Annotated in this window: 11 protein-coding genes and 1 pseudogene; 10 read left to right on the forward strand and 2 right to left on the reverse strand. The window is 58.6% G+C overall.

The window, feature by feature from the left end:
- Positions 1–20 precede the first annotated feature (20 nt).
- Positions 21–16,367, forward strand: coding sequence for a LysM peptidoglycan-binding domain-containing protein (locus AC07VH_RS00005; protein ID WP_494804020.1), 16,347 nt, complete (start codon positions 21–23; stop codon positions 16,365–16,367).
- A complete protein-coding gene (locus tag AC07VH_RS00010) occupies positions 16,364–16,816 on the forward strand; it encodes a hypothetical protein (RefSeq protein WP_489627724.1) in 453 nt (150 codons plus the stop codon). The genes AC07VH_RS00005 and AC07VH_RS00010 overlap by 4 nt, the downstream gene beginning before the upstream one ends.
- A 151-nt stretch (positions 16,817–16,967) precedes the next feature.
- Here AC07VH_RS00010 and AC07VH_RS00015 read toward each other — a convergent pair whose 3' ends face one another.
- Positions 16,968–17,120: a winged helix-turn-helix transcriptional regulator gene (locus AC07VH_RS00015; protein ID WP_489627723.1), complete on the reverse strand. Its 153-nt coding sequence runs from the start codon at positions 17,118–17,120 to the stop codon at positions 16,968–16,970.
- Positions 17,121–17,222: 102 nt separating this feature from the next.
- Positions 17,223–18,189: pseudogene (locus tag AC07VH_RS00020) on the reverse strand (IS5 family transposase).
- A 633-nt stretch (positions 18,190–18,822) separates the two neighbouring features.
- Between AC07VH_RS00020 and AC07VH_RS00025 the strand changes: the two are divergent.
- The 8 genes from AC07VH_RS00025 (at position 18,823) to fliE (ending at position 24,183) form a co-directional block, all read left to right on the forward strand.
- Positions 18,823–19,545: a flagellar hook-basal body protein gene (locus AC07VH_RS00025; RefSeq protein ID WP_494803957.1), complete on the forward strand. Its 723-nt coding sequence runs from the start codon at positions 18,823–18,825 to the stop codon at positions 19,543–19,545.
- Between the two features lie 6 nt (positions 19,546–19,551).
- Positions 19,552–20,331 (forward strand): flagellar basal-body rod protein FlgG, encoded by a 780-nt coding sequence (gene flgG, locus AC07VH_RS00030; protein WP_489627721.1) that lies wholly within the window; start codon positions 19,552–19,554, stop codon positions 20,329–20,331.
- Positions 20,332–20,334: 3 nt separating this feature from the next.
- Positions 20,335–21,315, forward strand: a complete 981-nt coding sequence (flgA, locus tag AC07VH_RS00035; RefSeq protein ID WP_494789439.1) for a flagellar basal body P-ring formation chaperone FlgA — start codon at positions 20,335–20,337, stop codon at positions 21,313–21,315.
- 3 nt (positions 21,316–21,318) lie between these two features.
- Positions 21,319–21,891, forward strand: a complete 573-nt coding sequence (locus AC07VH_RS00040) for a flagellar basal body L-ring protein FlgH (protein WP_489627719.1) — start codon at positions 21,319–21,321, stop codon at positions 21,889–21,891.
- A gap of 2 nt (positions 21,892–21,893) precedes the next feature.
- Entirely contained in the window at positions 21,894–23,012 is a 1,119-nt protein-coding gene (locus AC07VH_RS00045) for a flagellar basal body P-ring protein FlgI (protein ID WP_494789440.1), read from the forward strand.
- A gap of 69 nt (positions 23,013–23,081) precedes the next feature.
- Positions 23,082–23,456, forward strand: coding sequence for a flagellar basal body rod protein FlgB (locus AC07VH_RS00050; protein WP_489627717.1), 375 nt, complete (start codon positions 23,082–23,084; stop codon positions 23,454–23,456).
- On the forward strand, positions 23,456–23,890 hold the full coding sequence (flgC, locus tag AC07VH_RS00055; RefSeq protein ID WP_494789441.1) for a flagellar basal body rod protein FlgC: 435 nt from the start codon (positions 23,456–23,458) through the stop codon (positions 23,888–23,890). The genes AC07VH_RS00050 and flgC overlap by 1 nt, the downstream gene beginning before the upstream one ends.
- Positions 23,890–24,183 (forward strand): flagellar hook-basal body complex protein FliE, encoded by a 294-nt coding sequence (fliE, locus tag AC07VH_RS00060; protein ID WP_494789442.1) that lies wholly within the window; start codon positions 23,890–23,892, stop codon positions 24,181–24,183. The genes flgC and fliE overlap by 1 nt, the downstream gene beginning before the upstream one ends.
- The last annotated feature ends 5 nt before the right edge of the window (positions 24,184–24,188 follow it).

Here is a 24,188-nt window from a genome sequence, read left to right on the forward strand (position 1 = left end):
CGTCTGGCGCACTGCATCCGGTGATCAATACGCTTAGCTACGACGAGGCAGGCAGGATAACGCAGCAGATTCTGGCGCTGGGCCTGGTAGCGCAGGAAAGCAACGACTATGTGTACGACCAGACTGGAAAGCTGCAGCAACGAACGTATGCCGCGAATGGTGCGCGCAGTGTCTTCGATGGACTGAACCGGCTTGTGTCACATACCGATGCGCAAGGCAATGTGATGCTGACCACTTATGCGGAGGACGGCAGCAGGACGGAGTCGCGGCAGGTCAATGGCAAGACGGCCACCTATGAGTACGATAAAACGGGCCACTTGCTGCGCTCGGCCGCATCGGATGGTGTGGTGAAATCGTATGAATATGATGCACGCGGCTTGCTGATCCGCGAGACGTCGTCGGAAACTGGAAAGGATGCGTCTGGCGCACTGCATCCGGTGATCAATACGTATGCCTACAATGCTGCCGGCAAGATAACGCAGCAGATCAGGGCTGTTGGTTTGGTGACACAGGAAAGCAACGACTACCTGTACGACCAGGATGGAAAGTTGCAGCAACGAATTTACACTGCGAATGGTACGCGCACTATCTTTGATGAACTGGGCCGGCTTTCGTCACAAACCGATGCACAAGGTAATGTAAGGCTGGTCACCTATGCCGCGGACGGTAGCAGGATGGAGTCGCAGCAGTTCAACGGCAAGACGACCACCTATGAATACGATAAGACTGGCCGCCTGATCCGTTCGACCGACCCGGATGGCGTGTCGGTCATGCGCGGCTATGATGACCGCGGCTTGCTGATCCGCGAGACGTCGTCGGCGACCGGGAAAGATGCAGCTGGTGTATCGCATCCGGTGATTAATACCTATACCTACAATGCCGCTGGCAATATGACACTTCAGATCCAGGGGGTTGGTCTGGTGGTGCAGCGGCGAACTGACTATGTGTATGATCAGGCGGGACATTTACAGCAGCGTACCTTTGTCACCGAGGGGCTACGTATTGTTTACGACGCACTGAATCGTGTGGTGTCTTTAACCGATCTACAGGGCGAGACGGTGATTACATACAATGCGACCGGTGGTCGGACAGAATCCAGAACATTGAATGGCAATACCATCATCTCTGAATATGATGACCGTCGTTTGTTATTTCGCCAGACGTCAACTGAAACTGGAAAGGATGCGTCTGGTGAATTACATCCAGTGATCAATACGTATAGCTACGACGATGCGGGCAGGATGACACAGTGGATCCAGGCCGTTGGTCTGGTGGCGCAGGAAATCAATGACTATGTCTACGACCAGGCCGGCAATCTGCAGCAACGTACGTATGTCGGAAAAGGTACGCACAGCATTTATGATGGACAGAATCGTCCACTTTCGATGACTGACGCGCAAGGTAACGTAACACTGACCACTTATGCCACGGACGGCAGCAAGACGGAGTTGCAAAAGCTCAATGGCAAGACGTACACCTATGAATACGATAAAACTGGCCGCCTGATACGCTCGACCAACCCGGATGGCGTGTCGATCATGCGCGAGTATGATGATCGCGGCTTGCCGATCCGCGAGACGTCGTCGGCAACCGGGCAAGATGCAGCGGGCATATCGCATCCGTTGATCAATACGTATAGCTACGATGCCACCGGTCGACTGAAGCAGTTGATCACTGCCGTTGGTCTGGTGACACAGGTGACCGTCGATTACGTTTACGACCAGGCTGGAAAACTGCAGCAAAGTACTCATGTTGGCAGTGGCACACGCACTATCTACGATGGACTGGGCCGGCTTGTGTCGCACACCGATGCGCAGGGCAATGTCGCGCTGACCAGCTATGAGGCCGATGGCGGCACGACGGTGTCGCGAACCGTCAACGGCGAGACCACGCGCTACGGCTACGATCAGGCCGGCCGGCTGATCAAGCTGGTGATGGGTTTGATCAACGAACGCTATGTGTATGGCGAGAACAACCAGCGCGCATTTGTCATCGATGCGGCAGGCAAGGCACTGCGTTATATCTATGATGCCAGCGGTCAAGTAGAACAAACCATCCAGTATGCGTCCGCCATTAGCGTCGGCGACCGACCCGCGCTGCAGGCGGTGATCGCCGCGCTCAAACCAGCACCGGCGCTGGACATCGTCACCAATTTCGCCAATGGCTTGCCAGTGCCGACGGTACGTGAGGACCGCGGCTGGCACATGACCTTGCCGCTGCAGCGCTGGGGCTATGACCAGAACGGCAACCGTACGCCATATGTGGATACCAGCGGCAACAGCAGCGACAGCTATCTGAACCTATCGAACGGCAATGTCGTGCTTCGCCAGCGCGACGATATGATCGCCGCGCGCGGCATCGACCTGGCCCTGGGCCGGGCCTACAATGCGCAGGGCGGCCAGGCGCGGCACTGGACCTTTGGTGTCAGCCAGTCCGTTGGCAGGATCCTCGGCGTGGTCAACGGCGCTGGCAGCACGGTGCTGCGTACGGCCGCTGATGGCAGCCAGGCTGCATATACGTATGACAGCGCACGCGGCATGTATGTCTCGACCGATGGTGCCGGCGCCTACCGCACCCTTGCTTACGATGCGGTGGCGCAGCGCTGGACCTGGATTGCGGGCGATGGCCAGGTGCGCGAAGTGTATGACGCAACGCAGCAAGGCCGCATCATCCTGTCCGCGGATACCAGCAACAATCAGCTCAGTTATTACTATGATGCCGGAAGTGGCCAGCTGTCGCGCGTGGTCACTGCCAGCGGCGATACGACCTGGTTCGACTACAGCAATGGCGATCTGACGCAGGTACGCGACGTGCTCGCCTCGGGCAACGTGCTCACGCGCGTGCGTTATGGCTATGATGCGCAGCACCGTCTGACGTCGGTGACCACCGATTTGACACCGGACGATAACAGCATCGCCGATGGCAAGGTGGCTGTGATCCGCTATACCTACGATGGCAACAGTGAACGCATCGCCAGCGTGACGCAGGCCGACGGCACGGCGTTGTCCTTCACCTATCAGCAATACGGCAGCGAATGGCGCGTGGCCTCGGTGACGGACGGCCTGGGCCGCCGCACGCAGCTGGCCTACGATCTTGCCGCCAACACCACGCGCGTGACCGATGCGCTTGGCGCCGTCAGCGTGTATGTGTATGATGCGCAAGGCCAGCTGACCGGCGTGACCACGCCGGCGGGCCAGCAGACCATGTACGCGTATGACACGCAGGGCAATTTGATCCGCAGCGTGGACGCACGCGGCAATGCGGTCGAGATGCAATACGACGCCAATGGCAACCAGGTCCTGCAGCGAGACGCGCTGGGCAATACGATTACGCGCACGTATGATCCGGTGCGTAACCTCCTATTGACGGAAACGACGTACCAGATTGCCGACCCGGACGGTACCGGCCCTGGCCAGCCGGGCCGGGCGCAGACGGTGCGCTATGTCTATGATGCTGCGGGCCACCTGCGCTTCCAGATCAGCGCGGTGGGACGGACGATCGAGTACCGCTATAACGCCAAGGGTGAGCGCATCGCTAGCGTGCAATACGCAGCGGATCTGTTCGACAATAGCGCACTGGCGTCGACAGTGGCCCCAAGCGAGGCGGAGATCGCCGCACAGGTGGTGAACTATCCGAAAAAATCGCAGACGGTGCGCCTCGATTACGAATACGATGCGCGCGGCCTGCTGGCCCGCACGCTGTCGTCTGGCGCAGTCGATGCTGCTGGCGTGGGCATTGCCGCCACGCAGACGGTGCAGCGCTATGTGTACGACCAGGCTGGCCAATTGCTGCAAAGCATTGATACAGCCGGTGCCGTCACCAGTTACACGTATGACGGTTTGGGCCGTCTGCTGTCGGTGACCGATCCACTGGGCCATGTCACGCTCAACAGCTACGATGCGGCCGGCGGCCGCATGGCGGTCAGACTGGCCAATGGCTTGACGACCACCTCGGTGTATAACAAGGCGGGCGAACTGACAGACGTGATCCAGACAGGCCTGGCTGGAGAAGAGCTGGGCCGTACCAGTTATGCCTACGACGCCGATGGGCGTCTGCGCATGACGACGGGGCCGACGGGACAGCGAAGCTATGTGCTGTACGACGAGGCAGGGCGCAAGGCAGCGGACATCACGGCTGGCGGCACCCTGACGCAGTACCTGTACGACGTAAACCACCGGCTGATCCGCACGTTGCGTTACGCGCAGGCGGTGAGCGGCGCGAACCTGGCGCGCCTGGTGGCTGCCGATGGCAGTCCGCTGGCGGCAACCTTGGCACAAGCAGGGGTATTACCGCCTGCCAGTGCCAAGGATCAAGGCGAGTGGCGTCTGTATGACGCTGCCGGGCGGCTGGTCAAGACAGTGGGCGCTGCCGGTGCGGTGACCGAATATGTGTACGACGGCGTCTCCAAGCTGGTCCAGACCATTGCCCGCAGCACGCCGCTGAACATGGCGGCGTTTTCGGCCAATCCGGTCACAGGCAATGCCGTGGTGGCTGCTGCCGCCGACGACCGTATTACGTGGCGCAAGTACGATGCGGATGGACTGCTGCGTTATGAGGTCGATGGCGAACGCTATATGACGGAGTACCGCTACGACAGTGCGGGGCGCCAGGTGAGCACGCTGCGCTATGCCAACCAGGTGTCGGCGGCGGCGCTGGCGAATGGTTCGCTGGCCCAGGCCACGCCTGCGGCGCATGCGCAGGATATCGTGACCTCCACGAGCTACAACGGCCGTGGCCTGGTTGATACCCGCATTGATGGCGAAGGTTATGTCACCAGTTATACGTATGACGCGGCTGCACGCCTGGCGGAAACGCGCCAGGGAGCCCGCATGGTCGCTGGACAGCTGACGCAGCCTGGCGCCTTGCAGCGCGAAAGTTTCAGCTATGACGCCAATGGGCGCCTGTCGTCCAGCGTGCGCTACCTCGATGGTGGCGCAACAGAAACTGCGACGCTGTCCTATGACAACGTTGGCAATGTCATCGGTCAAACCCGTGCTGGCGTCGGCGCGGCCAGCCGTTACGACCTGCAGGGCCGCCTCACCGGCCAACTGGCGGGCAAGGGCAGTGCGGCCTTGGCGGCCCTGGGCAGCAATCCGTCCGCGGCCCAGGTCGAGGCCGTCTGGCAGGCATATGGCGTGCGTTATACCTACGACAAGGCAGGGCTGCGCACCGCGCAGACCGATGCCAACGGCAATAAGACGCTGTATCTGTATGACGCCGATGCGCGCCTGACACATGCCGTCAATGCCTTGGGCGAAGTACGCGAAACGGTGTACAACGTGCTGGGCGAAACGGTGGCCAGCATTGCCTACGGCACGCGCCTCGATGCGGCCACCCTGGCAAATTTGCAGGGCGGGATGGCAACGTCTGGCTTTAAGAATGCGGTGCTGGCGATCGCCAATGTCGCCAAAGATAGCCGCACTTCCTACAGTTATTTTGCCAGCGGCGCGCTGGCCTCGTCGGGCGATGCGCTGGGCAAGGTGACGACGTATGGCGTCAATGCGTTCGGCGAACAGGTCAGCCGGTTGACGCCGATCGCCACCGGCGTGGCGCTGCTGATCGAGACCAGTTACGACCGGCGCGGGCAAGTGACGGGCGAGGTGCGCGACCGTGGCGGCCTGAACCAGACCAGCATCTCGCGCTACGACGCGTTTGGCCGCCTGGCGGCAAGCGTGGACGCAAATCAGGTCACGCACGGCTATGACTATGACCGCAATGGTCGCCTGGTATTGGCGCGCGATGGCCTGCAGCAGGCGACACTGACCAGCTACGATGCCTACGGCAATGTGCTGACCCAGACGGACCGGCTGGGGCAAGTGACGCGCTACAGCTATACGGCATTTAACCGCGCCGTGACGGTGACCACGCCCGAGGGCCTGGTGACGGTCAGCAGCTTGGATGCGCAGGGCCGCAAGATTGCGCTGCGCGATGCGCAAGGTGTAACGAGTACCTATCACTATGATCTGGACGGCAACCTGGATGCGTCCAGGGCCGCCGAGGGGAGCCTGAATCTCAATAGCACGAATAGCTATGATGCCGCTGGCCGCCTGACGGAAAGTGTGGATGCGGGTGGACGCAAAGTGCGCTATGAGTACGACGCGGCCAATCGTCTCCTGACGCGCCGTGTCGATCCAGACGGTTTGAACCTGCGTACCAGCTACCAGTACGATGCCAAGGGCCAGCAGATCCAGATCACCGATCCTGCCGGCGCCGTGACGCAGACCGAGTTTGACCTGAACGGCAAAGTGTTCAAGCAAATTGCTGATCCACAGGGCCTGCGCCTGACGACGCAATATGCATACGATGATGCCGGGCGCGTCCTGGGCGTGACCAGTCCTGGTGGCATGGTCACCAGCTATATCTACGACAAGCTGGGCCGGCGCACGGAGCAGCATGTCGATCCGGCGGGCCTGAACCTGAGCACGCTGACGGGCTACGATGCCAAGGGCAACGTCGTGTGGGTGAAAGATCCGAATCGCAATGTCACGCGCTACCTATACGACGCCAACGACCGCGTGGTCCTGGTGGTCGATGCCAAGGGCGGCGTCACGCAGACGCTGTACGACAAGAATGGCAATGTGGTGCAGAGCATCGGCTATGCCAAGCCAGTCGTCGGGCTGACGGGCAACGAGACGACGCAGCAGATCCTGTCGCTGGTGGTGCGCGATACGGCGCACGACCTGAGCCAGGTCAGGCGCTATGATAAGGATGGCCGCCTGAGCTGGAGCGTCGATGGCAGCGGTGCAGTAGTACGTACCGAGTACGATGGCAAGACGGTCAAGCGCACGGCGTACGCGAATCGCCTCGACGCGGCCGCCCTGGCTGCATTGGCGGGCGGCGCCACGCCGGCGCCGGCCGTCGCGGCCGGACGCGACGTGGTCACGCAGCAGCTGTTCGATGCGGCCGGCCGCCTTGTCTACAGCATTGATGGCGTGGGAGCGGTGCAAGAGCTGCGCTACGACGGCAGCGGCAACGCCATCGTGCGCATCGCGTATGCCACAGCCATCAATATCACGCAGCCGCTGACGCTGGCCAGCGTGGCCCAGCAACTGGCGACGCTCTCTCAACCGGCGCGCGACGCGCGCCTGGTCAGCAATTACGACGGCGCCGGCCGCCTGACCTACAGCGCCGATGCGCAAGGTGCGGTGACGCAGTATGGTTACGACAAGGCCGGCAATCTGACGCGCCAGATCGCGTATGCGACGGCGCTGGCGGTGCCGGTGGCGGACAATGCCGTGCTGTCGGGTGTGGCGCAGAGCGCGGCGGACCGCATCAGCAGTTTTACGTATGATGCGCTGGGGCGCCAGGTGTATGCAGTCGATGCCATGGGCGGCGTGACGCGGCGCATGTATGACAATGCGGGCAACGTGGTGCGCAGCACGGCGTATGCGACACAGGTGCCGGCGTTGCTTGATCGTAACAGCGTGCCCGACACGGCGCGCATCCTGGCCTTGCTGCCGCTCGATACGCTGCCAGCGAGCCACGTCAACCGCGTGTTCGATAGCGCCAACCGGTTGCTGTACAGCGTCGATGCGCTGGGCTATGTCACGCAAAATACGTATGACGCGAATGGCCACGTGACCCGGGTAGCCCGCTATGCCAACGCCGTGACCGTGCCGGCGGCCAGCGGCAGCGCCATGAAAGAGGCGGTGGTGCAGGGCGCATTGCGCCTGGACGCCGCCAGGGACGTGGCCGAAACCCGCAAATACGACGCTGCGGGACGTCTGCAGGAGCAGACCCGCGCCGCCGGCAGCACGGCCGCCGGTACCATCCAGTACGCCTACGATGCCCTTGGCAATATCATCAGCATCACCAACGAACGCGGCTATGTGACGCGGCAGGAGTTTGACCAGGCCGGCCGCAAGACGCTGACCTCGGTGCCGCTGGACGCCACGAATTGGGCCGTGACACGGACCAGCTATGATGTCTTTGGCAATGCCGTCAAGGTCATCGATCCGAAGGGCAATGCCGGGTATTTCTATTACGACCTGCAAAACCGGCTGGTGTTGCAGGTCAATCCGCTCGGTTATGCTGTCGGCACCAGCTATACCTTGTCGGGCAAACCGCAAACGGTGACGGAATACAAAACTGTATTGACCGGAACGTGGTCGGCAGACGCGCGGCCCACGGTCACCAGTGCGGCGGGTGATGCCATTACCCGCCTGGAATATGACCGCAATGACAGTTTATTGCGTTCTGTCGATGCCGAGGGCGCTTCCGAGAGCTATACCTATGATGCCCTGGGCAACCGCAGCAGTTATGAGAACAAGCTGCGCGGCATCACGCGCTACACCTATGACGGCCGCGGCGCGCTGCTGACGGAAACGCTGCCGGTCAATGCCCCCGATGCCAATGGCGTGTCGAAGCCGGTCGTCAACAGCTACACCTATGATGCATTCGGCAACCGCATTACCTCAGTCGAAGCGCAGGGTTTGGCATCGCAGCGCCGCACCACGTACGGCTATGACCTGGCCGGGCGCCTGGTCAGCCAGCGCGGCGACGAGATCACGCTGCGCGACAGCAGCGGCGTGCAGCGGCGCGGCGCGCCGCAGCAGGCGTGGACCTACGACGAGCGCGGCAACAAGACCTCGTACACGGATGGTAATGACAAGGTGACGCGCTGGTACTACGACGCGGCTGACCGCAAGCAGATGGAACTGAGCGCGGCAGGTACCCTGTCGCAATGGCGCTATGACGCCGCCGGTAACATGATCTCGGCATTGGTGTACAACACGCCGGTCAGCGCGCCTGCCGGCAATGGTGCGCCGCAGCCGGTCAACGCGGCCGAGCGCCGCCAGACCTACTACGACTACGATCAGGCCAACCGCATGGTCGGCACGCGAGTAGGCAATAGCGACAAGCAGAAGGAGCTCAATGGTGATCCGGTTTTCAGCGTCCCCATGGCCGAACGCAATGAGCAGGGAAGCTTTGATTTCAAAAATGTCGCGATTGAGACCAAGCGCACCTACGATGCGCTGGGCAATGTGGTGTCCGAGAAGGACGGCCGCGGCACGGTGACCTGGTCGTACTACAACACGGCTGGTGCGAAGATTGCGCAAGTCGATGGCAAGAACTACCTGACGGTATGGACCCGCGATGCGGCCGGCAATATCCTGCAGGAGTACCGTTACGCCCAGCCGGTCAAACTGGTGGTGAATGCGGCAAGCAGCGTCGACGACCTGAAGGCCAGCAGCGGCACCAGCGCCGAGGACCGCATCACCGTGTCGACATATGACCGGATGAACCGGGTCAAGACGCAGAGCACGCTTAATCAGGAAGTGTTCAGCCTGGATACGAAGGGAGGGCTGAGCAGCCAGACCAGGACAACCGCAGTGGCCTACGAATATGATGGCCTGGGCAATATCCTCAAGAGAACCGAGGCGAACGGCGATGTCACCGATACCCGCTACGATGCCTTGGGCCGCCAGACCCGGACCGAAGGCGCTGGTTTTACGGACTTCCAGCAGGAATGGGTACGCCCGACCACCGACACGGTGTATGACGGCGTCGGCAACGTCATCACCTCGACCGCGCTGGGTAAGAAGCGCGCCGAGGACCGCGTCACACGCTTCAGCTATGACGCTGCCGGTATCCTGACGGGTAAATCGACGGATGGTATTGCAGGCAGTTATGTTTATGGCCACGACGCGGCCGGCAATGTGACGGAAGTGCAGGTGAACGGCCAGAAAGCCGATGGCACCGCCAGCATCAGCGGCACCCTGATCGGCTACGATGCGATGGGGCGCGAAACCAGACGTCAGACCGGCCCGGTGAACAGTGCTGGAGGCTGGCTTGCGGGCGACAGCCGCGAGGTGCGCTATAACGCCTTTGGCGAAATTGTATTCAAGGGTGTCAATGGTGGTACGGCGGAGTTTGCCGAGTACGACATCATGGGGCGGCGCTGGAAGACGAATGCGGGCGACGGGTCGACCAAGGTGTACCAGTATGACCAGAACGGCAATGCGACCGTCCTGATCCAGTCGTCAGGCGCGAATTTGCGCCCAATGACGCTGGAGCAAATCCTGGCAATCAATGAAATACAAGGAAAATCAACAGATCCAGTGGTGCTGGCGGCCAAGGCGGCTGGCGGCATCAGTGTCACCCTGAGCAAGTATGACCAGCGCAACCAGTTGACCGATACGTACCAGGCGACGATGCAAAGTGCGCATAATTTTGTGACGAATCAGCCGTTCCTGACGCAGGAGCTGGGTGTCAACTTTACGGCAGGAGGCTTGACTGTCGGGGCGACCAGGGAAACAAGCGACAAGGCAACGATTATGCCGACGGTGACCGGCAGTATTGGGTATAGCTCGTATGGAACGGTAGGCTTTAATATTGCCTGGACAGGCCATACTAACAAGGGTATAGGCGACGATATTAATGAGCTTCCCGAGGGCTCTATTGTTACAATTCCTCCGGGGTTAGCCAATGGCTCTGGCAAATTGCATATACGAATTAACGGTGTTGATATTCCAAATGCAATCTCTGAACCGAATGTTTCAGAAATTAGGTGGGAAATGAATGCTCCTAAACCTTTCCCTACCGGCTTTTATTCTAACTTCCGTGTTGAGCTACTACAAGAGGTACAAGAAGGTGCCACGTCAAGCTTGATACTGCTTGCTGCAACTAATATGTCTGCTCCTACCCACATTCGATTGGATCCGTTCACTTATGAACGACGGGGTAGCGGTTTAGGTGCTTTTGGGGTTCAGATTAATATTCGAAATCAACCAACTTCGACTAGCCGGCTTGTATTTATGCGCAGGCAAGTTGGCTCGAACGGGCCGTGGTCCACCTATGAAGGGCAGCAAACGCACAACAGTCAAGGCGGGCCAATTGCCGGTTGGTTCCAGCTTCAGCCTGGATATTTTCCATCGGCGGGCGGTGTATCTTTTTGGGAGCCTGATTCGGGTAGTTATGAGTACCAATACGTTGCCTTGGCTGCGGATGGCACGGTATTAAATGCCGAATCTGGTGTTTACAATAGTACGCAAGGAAACTCCGTGCTTGCGCAAACAGCGCAGGCAATCTACGGAACAGGTAAAGCATTTCAAACCAAGGTGAGTTCGATTTACGGAACCGGCGATACGGCTTGGCTCAATATCACGGAACAAGGCAAGGCGCAGTCCATGCGCATCCATTACCGTGGCCAAGGAACCGATGCTTGGCAGGTGATGATGTTGGAAGCGGAGCCTGGTATTCCAGGCTGGTTCAAAATGCCGATCGAAGGATTGCCCGCCTGCACGTACTGGTTTGAAACGTATACAGGGCCAGCTGGTACGGGGACGCAGGTCAACGCACCAGGCGGAGGTCGGACCGAGGGAACCTTTACGCCGTATGGCGAGGTTTCCGCACTGGCCGCATTCAATGCCAAGCCAGCCAGCGTGACTTTTTACAATCAGCCAACAAGTGCAGTCAGTATGCGCCTGTTTTACACAGGACCCGATGGTATTCCCCGAAGTAAAAATCTGGACCGCAATGGCGCAAACAGCTTCATCTGGAATGCCAGCGATGTGGCCCCCGATGTCTTATCCAGCAGTTATGTGGTTAAGTATAGTTACGAGGCATTCGACGCCAGCGGCCAGCGCGTCAACGCGGCAGAAGGTGTAGTGGGGTTGGGAAAAGAACCAATACAGTCGACGCACAAGCTGTTATCGCAGCCCAGCATCGTTTCCTTCGCGCCACCCGTGCCAGCGGCAACACAGATGATATTGCAGTACCGCAGTCTCGGCTCGACAGGCGCCTACACGCGCGTGGTGTTGCCACGCAGTGGCGACAAGTTCATCTGGAAAGTAGAAGACGCTGGCTTGCGCCCGCAGTCCGGCAGCAATAAATTTGAATACAGCTATACCTTGCTTGACGTGGCTGGCCAGCCGGTAACGGATGGCAAGCCGAGTTATGATGGTGTTGTCGAGGTCATGGCGGATCGCACTACCAGCTACAGTTTCACCAAATGGACAATGTTCATGAAGAGCGGTGAGGCGACCATTCACCGCCAGCAGGCCTATAACGCCTTTGGCGAGATCGCCAGCGAGACCGATGGCAGAAGTAACGTGGTCAACTTGACGTACAACACGGCGGGTAAATTGACGCGCAAAGAAGCGCCGATGACCACCATTGCATTGGAAAATGGCACCAATGCGCCTGGCCACCCGGTGATCTTGTATTACTACGATGCCTCCAATCAGCTGATCGGCGTGCGCGACGCGAATGGCAACCTCAATACCCAGACCTTGCTGCCGGGCTACGGCAGCGAGGGGCGCATCGTCAGCGAATTCCATGCGGATGGTGGCGTGAAAAAGGCTGGCTACGATGTGTTCGGCGACCTGCGCACGGTGACGGACGAATTACAGCGCGTGACGCAGAACCGCTATGACCAGGGTGGGCGTCTGATCGAGGTGATTCGGCCGCGACGTGTGGAGGGTACGCCTGGATTCAATAACGGCATACCGAACGTCGATACGTACACCTACGATACGCAGGGCAACCGCATCAGCCATACGAATGCCTACAATCAAACTGAAAGCACCGACTACGATGCCGAAGGAAGGGTGGTGCGCACACTCAGCTTTGAGCAGCGCGAGGTGCGCTACAGCTATACCTATGACGCGGCCATGCTGGGAGCGGGCGGTCTGGTGGTCGGCGGCTGGAAAAAGGTCACTACGGTAGGCGATGCGCGCAGCACCAGCGACAGCAACGACTATTTCGGCCATCTGGTTGGCCATGTCGATGTCATGAAACGCGACGTGATCTACAGCTACGACCATGCCGCCCACCTGATCCGCCAGACCTCCAGTGCCGGGCAGAACATCGACTTCGAATACTATGCCAATGGCTACCTGAAGCGTAGCACGGACCGGGTTCTGAACGTCGAGTCCTATTTCGAATACGACAAGGAGGGCAACCGCACGCGCGAAGCGTATGCGAAGCTGGAAAAAGATGGCCAGCGTACCTACTATCAGCTGGCCGATATCAGCTACGATGAACTGAACCGGGTCGTGAAGTTCGTCGATCCGGAAGCGACCATTACGTATAGCTATGACGCCAACGGTAACCGGCGTCAGGTGAAAAGTGCCTACAACACGGTGGTCAATGGTGCCCCGGCGGTGCAGGAATACTGGTACCAGTACGACAGCATGAACCGTTTTACGATCACCAAGGGGGTTTCGGCGAATGGCATGGTCAGCACTGGCAGCACCGGCACCAGGATCAGTTACGACCTGGCTGGGCAACGATTGACGGCGACGGCCGCCAACGGCACCGTTGAGCGCTACAGCTATACCAGCGATGGCTATTTGGAAGACGTCACGATCAACGGTGTGCTAGGTGCACGAAGGGAAAATGATTTGCGGGGCCGGGTAACTGTCTATATGGAATATAAGAACGGCGCCAAGATTTCACAGAAAAACACGTCCTTCGATTACGACAATCGCATTTTGCAAGAGAGCTATACCGATATGGCGACGTGGAAAACCACGGTCACCGATTTCGATTACCGCCTGGACGTCGGCAATGGCAGCTACACGGGTGTGGACCAGGGTGTGGTCACGCATACCTTCCAGCATGCAGAAGGCGTCACCAATACCGGCGTGCACACCATGTATAGCTATGTCTGGTGGGATGAGGCCAAGCAGAGCCAGGTCCAGATCCAGGGGATCAATGCGGGCAATCCGGAAGCGAAGCGCTGGGCCAGCGGCTTCTCGGACCTGCAGTATGACGTCAATGGTCATCTGACGCGGATGAATGCGTATGAAGCCGGCAGCTTGGGCGCCGTGGTCGGCAGTGCTTCGAGCCGCACGATGACTTATGTCAGCGACCAGTATGGCCAGGTGTTGCGCCGCAACAAAACACAGGCCAATGGCAACCTGGAGGTGGCGCACCGCTTCTACTATATGAATGGCCATACCATCGGCGACGTCAGCAGCGAAGGACCGTCGACGATTTCGTATGCGGAAGAGCTGGCGCAGCGCGGCCTGACCACGCCTGGCGGCTTCCGTAATGCCAAGCCGGTATCGTCGGCTGACTTCGACCAGAACTACCAGCCGATCAATTCGTCCTATCCGGGCGCCACCGCGAGCGCCTATACGGTGCGCAAAGGCGACACACTGGGTTCGATTGCGCGCGCCGTCTGGGGTGATGAAAGCCTGTGGTATCTGCTGGCCGACGCGAATGGCCTGACGATCAGCGACACGCTGATCGAAGGGCAGGTGCTGACGGTGCCGAACAAGGTCAGCAACTTCCACAACAATGCCAGCACCTTCAAGGTGTATAACGCCGGCCAGGCCATCGGCGACACCATGCCGGTGCTGCCGCCGGAACCGATGCCGCCTCCTCCACCACAGCAGTCCAAGGGCGGCGGTGGTTGCGGGGTGATGGGCAAGCTGATCATGGTAGTCGTGGCAGTCGCCGTGACATATATGACGATGGGAGCAGCAGCCGGTGTAGCAGGAGCGATGTTAGGTGCCGGGACTACGGCGGCGACTGTGGCAACCGGTGCGATTGCCGGTGCCCTCGGGGCGATTGCCAGCCAGACGGTGGGCATGGCAATTGGCGCGCAGGATGGCTTCAATTGGAATGGGGTTGCCTTGGGCGCCTTGGGTGGGGCGGCGACTGCTGGGGTGATGAATACGGGCATGGGGCCGACGTTCAGCCCTGGCACCAGCGCATTCGTCAAGGGCGCAGTGCAGGGGGGCATCAGCAACACGATCACGCAAGGCGTAGCGGTGGCGACGGGATTGCAGCACAGTTTTGACTGGCGCGGTGTCGCGGCAGGAGCAATCGCCGGTGGTGTTTTTGCCGAAGTGGGCAATGCTATCGGGCAAGCACAGTATGGCGAGCAGGGTTGGGCCAATCTAAACGGCTTGGGGCAAGACGCGAAGGATGCCGCCCTGTGGAGCGATATCGGCAAGACCATGGCGCGCGGCGCCGCCTCCGGCGTGGCAGCGGGCATGGCCAGCGGTCTGGTGCGCGGCGGCAGCTTGCGCAACAGCTTCCCGGGCATCATGCAGGATGTGATCGCCAGTACGGTGGGCAATGCGATTGGGCTGGGGGCGCAGGTGACAGGACAGATGGCGCAGGCTAGCGCAGCGTCAGAAAGTGAACAAGGTCCAAAGGTCTATAAAAACGGCTCAACACTGAGTGATCGACAGTTGTTCGCTGGTGAAACAAATTGGTTGAGTAAAATGGGGTTGTCCGGCTATACCTCTGACAAAATATCCGATAGTTCTGGTTCATGGCGCGATACCGTGGATCAGTGGCGGGAGGAAAATCCAGGTTACATGCTGCGAGTTAACGTTCAAGGGAAATATTTATCTGCTGAACAGTATCTGGCGGAGCGCTTCCCCGGTAGCGACGCTGTATCGTTAAACTCAACTGAGCAGTCGCGCAATTTTAATCAGCGTTACTACAATGCCAATGAAGCATCGGCATCGCATCCTGCCATTGCGGCTTTTTGGCATGTCGCCGGTTTGACGAGCGACGCTGCACACAATTTGGAAGCTGCAGGCCGTGGCATTGTTTCGCTATATGATGATCCTCAGGCGCTCACCGCTGTAGTCAATGGATTGCAGCAAACGTGGAATCACTTGCCGACTGTCGTCATCAACGGTATGCAGAATTTCTCGCAGATGTCGTACGGCAAACAAGCTGAATCACTATACAAGTTCGGCTTGGAGAATGTTGCCACCTTCGGAGCTGGAAAGTTGGTAGCTACTACTGGGGGCGTAGCCTATCAAGGAGGGATGAATAGCGTAAAATGGCTGGCGCCGAAAGCGGGTGAGTGGTTGACCATATATGCTCAGCGTACAGGCATTGTTTTGAACGCAATTGAAGATACGCGCGTTCCTACATTGAATGGGGCAAATACCGCGTTAGTAGAATCCGAGGCGTCCGCGCTCCAACGGATGGCGGCGAACAATCGAGCAGGCTCACCGGCGACTGACCTACGAAGTGCGTACCAGCAAGCGAAGGGACAAGTGGATTTCGCTCACATCGAGGCTGACGTTCGCCTCAATTCTGCTGGTGGGTTGAAAGAGGCGAAAGGAGGGCATTTTTCGTCATCGCCACTAGTAGATATCGTTCCTGGCACCGAGTCGGTTGGTGCGAATGGTTCGATGTGGGCAAAAATAAATTTGAAGGGGCCAGATGGCAATTGGTATCTGAAGACCAATAACAATGGTTTTTCCAGCTTAACACCGGATACTTGGTCTCTCGCGCAAGCTAAAGGTGAAATGAGCCAAGCATTCTTAGGGCGGACTCAACTCCCCAACGGGAACTGGATGGGCAGTTCCAGCGGTGTAGACTTCCGATTCTATTCACCAACCAAAAATGTGCCATTGTGGCGCGGCTTTCCGGAGTACACACCATGATGAGAATTATTACTGAAGTTTTTAAAATGCCGAGTGGCTCCATTATTCCTTTACTCTACGCGGTAAAGGAGGATGGCCAAGTTGATCGAGCGGTAACCGATACTTTGTGCGATTTTGTGAGCCATTTGTTTCCTCCAGCGGACAAGGAATTTGAGAGTTTGCTTGCCCAAGTGAGTGTGGGAAAATACTTTCCGGCCAATCCATTGTTAGCGGATTTTGGAGTGAACGACGTCAATGCCTGGTTGGTTGCTCCACATGCGAAAGGCGGTGGCATTTCGATTTCAAATGAAAATATCTCGGACTATTCGATTGATGACGGACAACCACAACAATTTTCAGTTAAGGAATTTCACGCTGCATCTGAGTGTTGGAAGAATTTTCAGAAAATTATTCGAGAAAGAGGTGCGGAAAGCATTCTGGGGGAGAAATTTGAAACACTAATTCCATAACGGCGAATTTGTTGGGGAAAATCAGACGTGGGGACATCTTTTGGGGACTCAATTAGGTGGCTCGGGAGACATAGAAGAAAACTTGGTTATGTCCCTCGGTCTTATGCATCGCTGAAAGCTGGAATGCGTATTGATCGATGGCACGCTTGGATCACCGCTCGGGGTAGACAGGCTTTATGGTTTCCGAGCGCAGATGGCGACGGACAGTATTTCGTGAGATACCCAAACGCCTGGCGACTTCTCTAAATGGAACCTGGCCTCGAATACGCCAGCGTCGAATAATTCCTAGGGAAGCGCTGATCAATCAGGTTTTCTGCCGAAGTTGGCGCGCCAAATGGTCGACCAGTCTGCCATTCAAGCCCGCTTTTTCGTTCAATTAAACGCGATGCTGCGCGTCTTTCTGCAGTCAAGACGGATTACGGGATTCGGTAACCGTAAAATGTCTTCTGGCCAGTACCAGGTTGGAAGGCGAACAAGGTAAAAAGCTGTGCAGTGTTCTTGGCCAAGCCGCGATAGCGCGTCTTACGATGACGGAACAGGTTCTTGATGACATGAAACGGATGCTCGACTTTTGCTCGCACGCTGGCCTTCAGGTGCTCCAACTTTTCCGTCAGGCGCCCCAGTTTGTTTTTGGGCAGCGCCTTGCGTTTGGAACGTTTCATGGCCACGCGCCATGTCACCGACTTGCCGATGTGCTCGGGCCGTGTTTCCACGTCCTGATAGCCGGCGTCGCCAAGCGCGGCGGCCTCGTCGCCGTGCAGCAGCGCGTGCGCCTGGGTCACATCGGCGACATTGCCGGCCGTGCCGATGACCATATGCACCAGGCCAGAAGCGGCGTCGATGCCGACGTGGGCCTTCATGCCAAAGTGCCATGACTGGTGCATTTCCGAATCGCGCTTGCCGTCCTTGTTCTTGGTCGACGGTGGCGCGGCGATCAGCGTGGCGTCGATGATGGTGCCTTCGCGCATCACCAGACCCTTCTAGGCCGAGTGTGCGTTGATCGTGTCGAAGATCTGGCGCGTCAGCCCGTTGGCTTCAAGCAGGTGGCGGAACTTCAACAAGGACGTCGCGTCCGGCGCCGATTCGCGGCCCAGGTCGATGCCGACGAAAGCACGAATGGATTGGCTGTCGTAGATCGCGTCTTCGATACCTTCCTCCTACAAACCAAAGCATTGTTGGGCCACGTACATGCGCAGCATGCGCGCCAGTCCGATCGGTGGCCGGCCGGTACCTTCGACCTTCGGATAGAGCGGCTCGACGGCTTTATACAACTTGCTCCAAGGCGTTACACTGTCGATCTCGGCCAGGAAACGGTCGCGCCGCGTCAGCTTCTTCTTGGCAGCATATTCAAGGTCGGAAAAGCACTTTTGCATGGTCGATAGTCGATGGCGGACGGTGGCGATACCGTTATTGTGTCAGGTCGGACCGCAGCAGGGAACGGTACCAGATGAATAAATCAGTACTTCCGTAGTAATGCCACGTTGATCACTCCAATTCCCAGCTCAATGTCGTGACCAGGATTGTGTCTCAAACGTGGGGTAAGTGTCGTTTGCAAATTGTGGGGTGAAGTAGGTCAGATTTCCAGGCAAATCAACAAGCTTGAATAACCTAACTTTTAGGCGCAAGGAGGCACTGATTAATTCAGTTTGCACCATATTGTCACTGAATCGCATAGTGAGTCCTGGCCGCCCAGCGGCACGCAATATCACATCAAATCAGCTGACATGCTGTACGTTGACGCGTTGTTTGATCGCTCAGAGCGTAAATCCTCGCTGACGTAGTGAATTGATCAGCTGTTCCGTGCAAGCTTGTGGAGATTTACTTTTTGAAGTTGTATATAAAAATGATAAAAGTACATTGAATTTTGCTTTTTTTGAAAAATATTTCATATATTCAAGTAAATAAAATTGTACGTCACGGCAACAATTTTGTTGCCAGGTATGATATTGTTTCAGTCTACTCAAATTTTCTTCGTGCCTTCGTGCGCGGGTTCTGATTGCGCATGTATGGACTTGATGGCTATCGCCGGCAACGGCATGCAACATGATTTGCAGAGGCTGGAAACGATCAGCCAGAACGTGGCGAATGTACTCACTCCTGCTTATAAAAAACAGGTGGTGGTCGGTCCTGCGTTTGCCGCGCATATGCAGGGTGCCTTGGAACAAGATGCTGCATCTCCATCTATTCTTCCGCCTTCCCTGACGATCGACCCTTCCGCCGGTTCCTTGCGCTATACCGCCAATGCGCAGGATGTGGCGATAGAAGGCGCTGCCTTTTTTGAAGTGGAAAGCCGTTCTGGCCCGCAGTACACGCGGCAGGGCGCCTTGCGCGTCGATGTGAATGGCCGCCTGGTAGGCGCACACGATTTGCCGCTGGCTGGAGCCACTGGCGACATTATTCTTATTCCCGATCTTTTTAAAATCGATGCAAATGGCGATGTGCGCCAGGGAGAGCGTATTGCCGGGCGTTTGAAGCTCGTGCATTTCGCCAATCCGGAAGCACTGGTGCCGGTCGGTGGCGGTTTGTATGTGCAGGGAAATGCGCATTTGGCTGAGCGCGAAATGAGCAGTAAGGTTCGCTCCGGATTTCAGGAAGCATCGAATGTCAATTCCGCTCAGGAGATGGTGCGCCTGACGGAAACCGTGCGTCATTTCGAAGCGCTGCAAAAAATCATGCAGGGTTATGACGATGTGCTGGAAAAAACGATACGCAAGCTTGGGGAGTTTTAACGCAGCATGAACGATTCGCTCTATATCGCCGCCACCGGCATGCACATGCAGCAAAAAAGTGTCGACACCATCGCCAATAACCTGGCGAATGTGAATACGCCCGGTTTTAAAAAAGGGCGCGTCAGTTTTGAAGATATGGTCAGCCGCGAGGTGTCGCGCGCGGCGCGCGGCGATGATGTGCAGGCTGGGCAGAACCTGTGGCAAGGACGCGGTGTCGGTATCTTTTCACTGTCCCAGGTGTTCACTGCTGGCGACTTGAAAAAGACGGACTCGGCCATGGATGTCGCCATCAAGGGCGAAGGGTTTTTCGAGGTGGTCGACGTCGACGGCACCCCTGCGTACAGCCGCGGCGGGACATTGTCGGTCGATAAGGATGGCTTTCTGGCCACTGCCGATGGCCACGTATTCAAGCCGGCGATCCATGTGGGCAACGATGCCAGGGAAGTTACCTTGAGCACCGATGGCCGCGTGATGGTGAGCCGCGACAAAGGCGAGACAAGCGAGGCGGGGCGCATCGAGTTGGCACGGTTTTCCGACACGACTGGCCTGCTGTCGCTGGGCGGTAACTTGTACAAACCGTCGGAACGTTCCGGCGATGCGATCTACGGTAAGCCGGGCGACGATGGGCTGGGAACCGTAGCGCAAGGTTTTGTCGAGTCGTCGAATGTCAAGCTGATCGAGGAAATGGTCGACCTGATGGTGGCGCAACGTGCGTACGAAAGCAGTGTGAAAGTGATCCAGGCTTCCGATGAAATGCTGGGCATGAGCAATAACCTACGGAAATAATCCATGGCTGCCGCGCGATGCATCCACCGCTGGCTGGCATGCGTGCCGCTTGCCGTGCTGGGTATCGCGGCCCATGCCTCGACGGTAAAAATTGAGTTGCGTGACGAAGTGTTGCTGAGCGGCCCGCGCATGGCGTTGTCGGATCTTGCCAAGGTCGATGCCGGTGACGCGCGGCTGACACAGGCAATTGCTGCACTGCCGGTAGGCAGCGCACCTCTGGCTGGACATGTCGACCGGCGCAGCCGTGCCGAACTGGAAGTGGCTTTGCGTGGGCAGCAGTTTCCATTGGGGCAGCGCATTGAGTGGCAAGGGGCGCGTAGCGTGACGATACGCCGGGAAAGCCGCGCGCTGGACCCGGCCTTGCCACTGGCCGAAGCGGTCCGGCATGTGTCGGCAGTGTTCGGCCCCCAATATGCGTCGCTGGAACTGAGCCTGGCGACGCCGCTGGCGGAGCTGGCCTTGCCATCAGGCCAGGTGGAATACCGGGCGCGTGCCATCGAGCGCCAGTCCTTGCGGGCACGGCTGCCCGTGTGGGTCGATGTATTCGTCGATGGTGCCTTGTACCGCTCGGTGGTGGTGACCTTGGCGGTCGTGGCGCGGCAAGAGGTATATGTAGCGCGCCGCGCGCTGGCCGAGGGCGATACGGTGACGGCGCAGGACGTGGTGCTGGGCGTGCGCGATGTGGCTGGCCTGGCGGATGCGGCGATAAAGCCGGAGGCGCTGGCTGGCGCACCGCGTTTGCGGGGCGCGCTGGCACAGGGACAGGTATTGACAGTGCGGCAAGTAGCGCCGGCTGGCATGGTCATGCGCGGCGACAGGGTGGCGGTAGAGGTCAGGAATCATGGAATTTTGCTGGAAACTGTGGCTGTGGCGCAAGCCGATGGACAGCTTGGACAAATGGTGCCAGTCAAATTGCAGCAAAGTAGCGAGGCGGTCAGTGCAAAAGTCATTGCGCCGGGCCAGGTGCGAATCGATGGAAGGTAGGCAATGCGTTACTTGAAAATGGTAGGCTACTTGGCGATGCTGGCAGGCATGGCGTGCGCGCACGCGGACAGCCTGTATCAGCCTGGCAGCTACCAGTCGCTGACCTCGGATTTGCGGCCGCGCCGGGCCGGCGACCTGATTACCGTGATGGTGTATGAAAATGCCAGCGCCACCAGCACTGCCAATACCAGCGCCGGGCGCGACGCCGGCGTGGGTCTCGATATCCAGCGTCCGGGCCGCGGATATGCCGCTGGTATCAATGCCAATAATCAGATGGACGGCCGTGGCCGCACGGCGCGCGAAGGACGGGTGCTGGCGCAAATTACGGTCAGCGTGCGCGAAGTGCTGGCTGGCGGCGATCTGATCGTCGCCGGTGAACAAATATTGAATGTGAATAACGAGCAGCAGACGATCAAGGTGGAGGGCCGCATACGCCCGCAGGACGTGTCCGATGCGAACGTGGTCTTGTCGACCCGCATCGCCGATGCGAAGATCAGCTACGCCGGCCAGGGAGACCTTGCCGACTCCCAGCGCCCGGCCTGGTGGCAGCGTTTCCTGACTTTCTTCGGATTGTAACCATGATCAAACATCTATTGCGTGCTGGCTTGCTGGCGGCGTTGCTGTGCAGCAGCTGGAGCCAGGCCGAAGTGATCCGCATCAAGGACCTCGGCAAGATGGCGGGCTGGCGCGACAATGCGCTGACCGGTTATGGCATCGTGACCGGCCTGGCCGGCACGGGAGACTCCAGCCGCAACAAGGCGACGCGCCAGTCGATCGCCAATATGCTGTCGCGCTTCGACATGAGTATCGTGGCCGACGATGTGCAAAGCCGCAACGTCGCCGCGGTCATGGTCACTGCCACGCTGTCGCCATTCGCCCGCGCAGGCGAGACGCTCGACGTGACGATCACCTCGATCGGCGACGCGCGCAGTCTGGTCGGTGGCGCACTGATGCTGGCACCGTTGAAGGGGCCGGATGGGCGTATTTATGCACTGGCGCAAGGCCCTGTCTCGGTTGGTGGCTACAAATACGATATGAACGGCAACGTCGTACAAAAAAACCATCCGACTGTCGCTTCGGTGCCTGGCGGCGCCGTCGTCGAGGTTGGCGTGCCGGCCGACGTTACCCATGCAGGCCAGAGCGTCACTTTTGTCCTCGCCGAACCGGACTATACGACCGCCACCCGGGTTGCCAGCGCCATCAATAGCGCGCTGGGCACGGGCCTGGCGGTGGCGCAGGATGCCGCAGGCATCGAGGTGCGCATACCCGAGGCACGGCGCAGCCGCGTCACCGATTTCCTGACAGCATTGGAAAACGTCACGGTCGAGCCGGATCGCCGCGCCAGGGTCGTGATCAACGAGCGGACGGGCACTGTGGTGTCGGGCGGCGACGTGCGTATTTCCAAAGTGGTGGTCTCGCACGGTGAGCTGAAGGTGACCATCCTCACCGACAATTCGGTATCTCAGCCATTGCTGGTAAGCCGCGTTGGCGACGGCGTGCGCAGCGTGCGCGTCGCCAACAGCCGGGTCGATGTGGAAGAACGTGGTGAAACAGGTTATGTGGCGGCGACCAGCAATACGGTGGCCGACCTGGTGCAGTCGCTGGCGCGCCTGAAGACGAATACGCGCGACATGATTTCGATCCTGCGTGCCGTCAAAGCTGCCGGCGCACTGCATGCGGAGCTGGTGGTGCAATAACAAGCGAGCGCTGGCGCCAGTCGATGGCCTTGGCAGTAGTCATGAATATTGAAGCAGGAGCGTGGTTCCATGGTTTCCCTTATCGATAGCAGCACAACTGGTTTATTGAGTCTGGCATTGGACGCGGCAGGCATGCGCCAGCAAGCGATCGCACAAAATATTGCCAACGCGAATACGCCCGGATACCAGCGTCTGGCAGTCAGTTTTGAAGGCCGCCTGGCCGAATTGACCCGTAACACCACCATGGGCGGTGCGCCACCGTCGTTGGCAAGCCTCGGTGATTTCCGGCCAGCGTTTGAGCTGGCGGGGAACGGCGAACCGGTGGCGCTCGACATGGAAGTGGCGGCATTATCGGAAAACACCTTGCATCAGCAAGCTTTGCTGAAGGCATTGAACAAACACTTTGCGCTGCTGGGCAGTGCGATCAATGAGGGTAAACGCTGATGGACTATAACGCGGCATTCCAGATCAGCGCCAGTGGCATGCGGGTTGAAAAACTGCGGCTCGACGTGACGACAGCCAATATCGCCAACATGCACAATGCGGCGCCGTCGGTGGCGCAGCTGTACCGGCCGATGCAGGTCCTGGCACAACAGACCCCGATGGCGTTCAGCCAGCAGTTCGGTGCGCTATATGCTGCCGGGCAGCGCGGCGTGCAGGTTGCGTCAGTTGAACCGCAAGCGGTGCAGCCGCGCATGGTGTACGAACCGGGTCATCCTTATGCCGACACCAAGGGCTTCGTGGCATATCCGGGCGTCAATCATACGGCCGAAATGGTGAACCTGAATACGGCATTGCGTGCGTATGAAGCCAATGTGGTGGCCATGAACGCAGCCAAGACCATGGCCGCCCGCACACTTGAAATTGGAGGCCAATAATGGTGATCGAATCGATTGCGGCAGCCGCGCTGGTCCAGCCCGGCGTGGCGCCTGCCAGCGCGCAGCCTCCTGTCGCAGGTTTTGGCCAGTGGTTTGCCGCCGAGCTCAAGTCCGTCAACACCAGCCTGGAGCTGGCTGACACGGACGTAAAAAAGCTGGCGGCAGGGGAAACCCAGAGCCTGCACGAGGTGATGATCCATCTCGAGGAGGCCAAGCTGTCGTTCCAGTTATTGGCGCAGGTGAGAAATCGTTTGCTCGATGCGTATCAAGAAGTAATGCGGATGCAGGTATAGGAGCA

This window comes from Janthinobacterium sp. GW821-FHT03C10 (assembly GCF_059420865.1).

What these genes read in the sequence shown, in the direction of transcription:
- AC07VH_RS00010 (WP_489627724.1), top strand. Translation starts at nt 16,364, where the DNA reads ATGATGAGAATTATTACTGAAGTTTTTAAAATGCCGAGTGGCTCCATT.
- AC07VH_RS00025 (WP_494803957.1), top strand. Translation starts at nt 18,823, where the DNA reads ATGGACTTGATGGCTATCGCCGGCAACGGCATGCAACATGATTTGCAG.
- flgG (WP_489627721.1), top strand. Translation starts at nt 19,552, where the DNA reads ATGAACGATTCGCTCTATATCGCCGCCACCGGCATGCACATGCAGCAA.
- flgA (WP_494789439.1), top strand. Translation starts at nt 20,335, where the DNA reads ATGGCTGCCGCGCGATGCATCCACCGCTGGCTGGCATGCGTGCCGCTT.
- AC07VH_RS00040 (WP_489627719.1), top strand. Translation starts at nt 21,319, where the DNA reads ATGCGTTACTTGAAAATGGTAGGCTACTTGGCGATGCTGGCAGGCATG.
- AC07VH_RS00045 (WP_494789440.1), top strand. Translation starts at nt 21,894, where the DNA reads ATGATCAAACATCTATTGCGTGCTGGCTTGCTGGCGGCGTTGCTGTGC.
- AC07VH_RS00050 (WP_489627717.1), top strand. Translation starts at nt 23,082, where the DNA reads ATGGTTTCCCTTATCGATAGCAGCACAACTGGTTTATTGAGTCTGGCA.
- flgC (WP_494789441.1), top strand. Translation starts at nt 23,456, where the DNA reads ATGGACTATAACGCGGCATTCCAGATCAGCGCCAGTGGCATGCGGGTT.
- fliE (WP_494789442.1), top strand. Translation starts at nt 23,890, where the DNA reads ATGGTGATCGAATCGATTGCGGCAGCCGCGCTGGTCCAGCCCGGCGTG.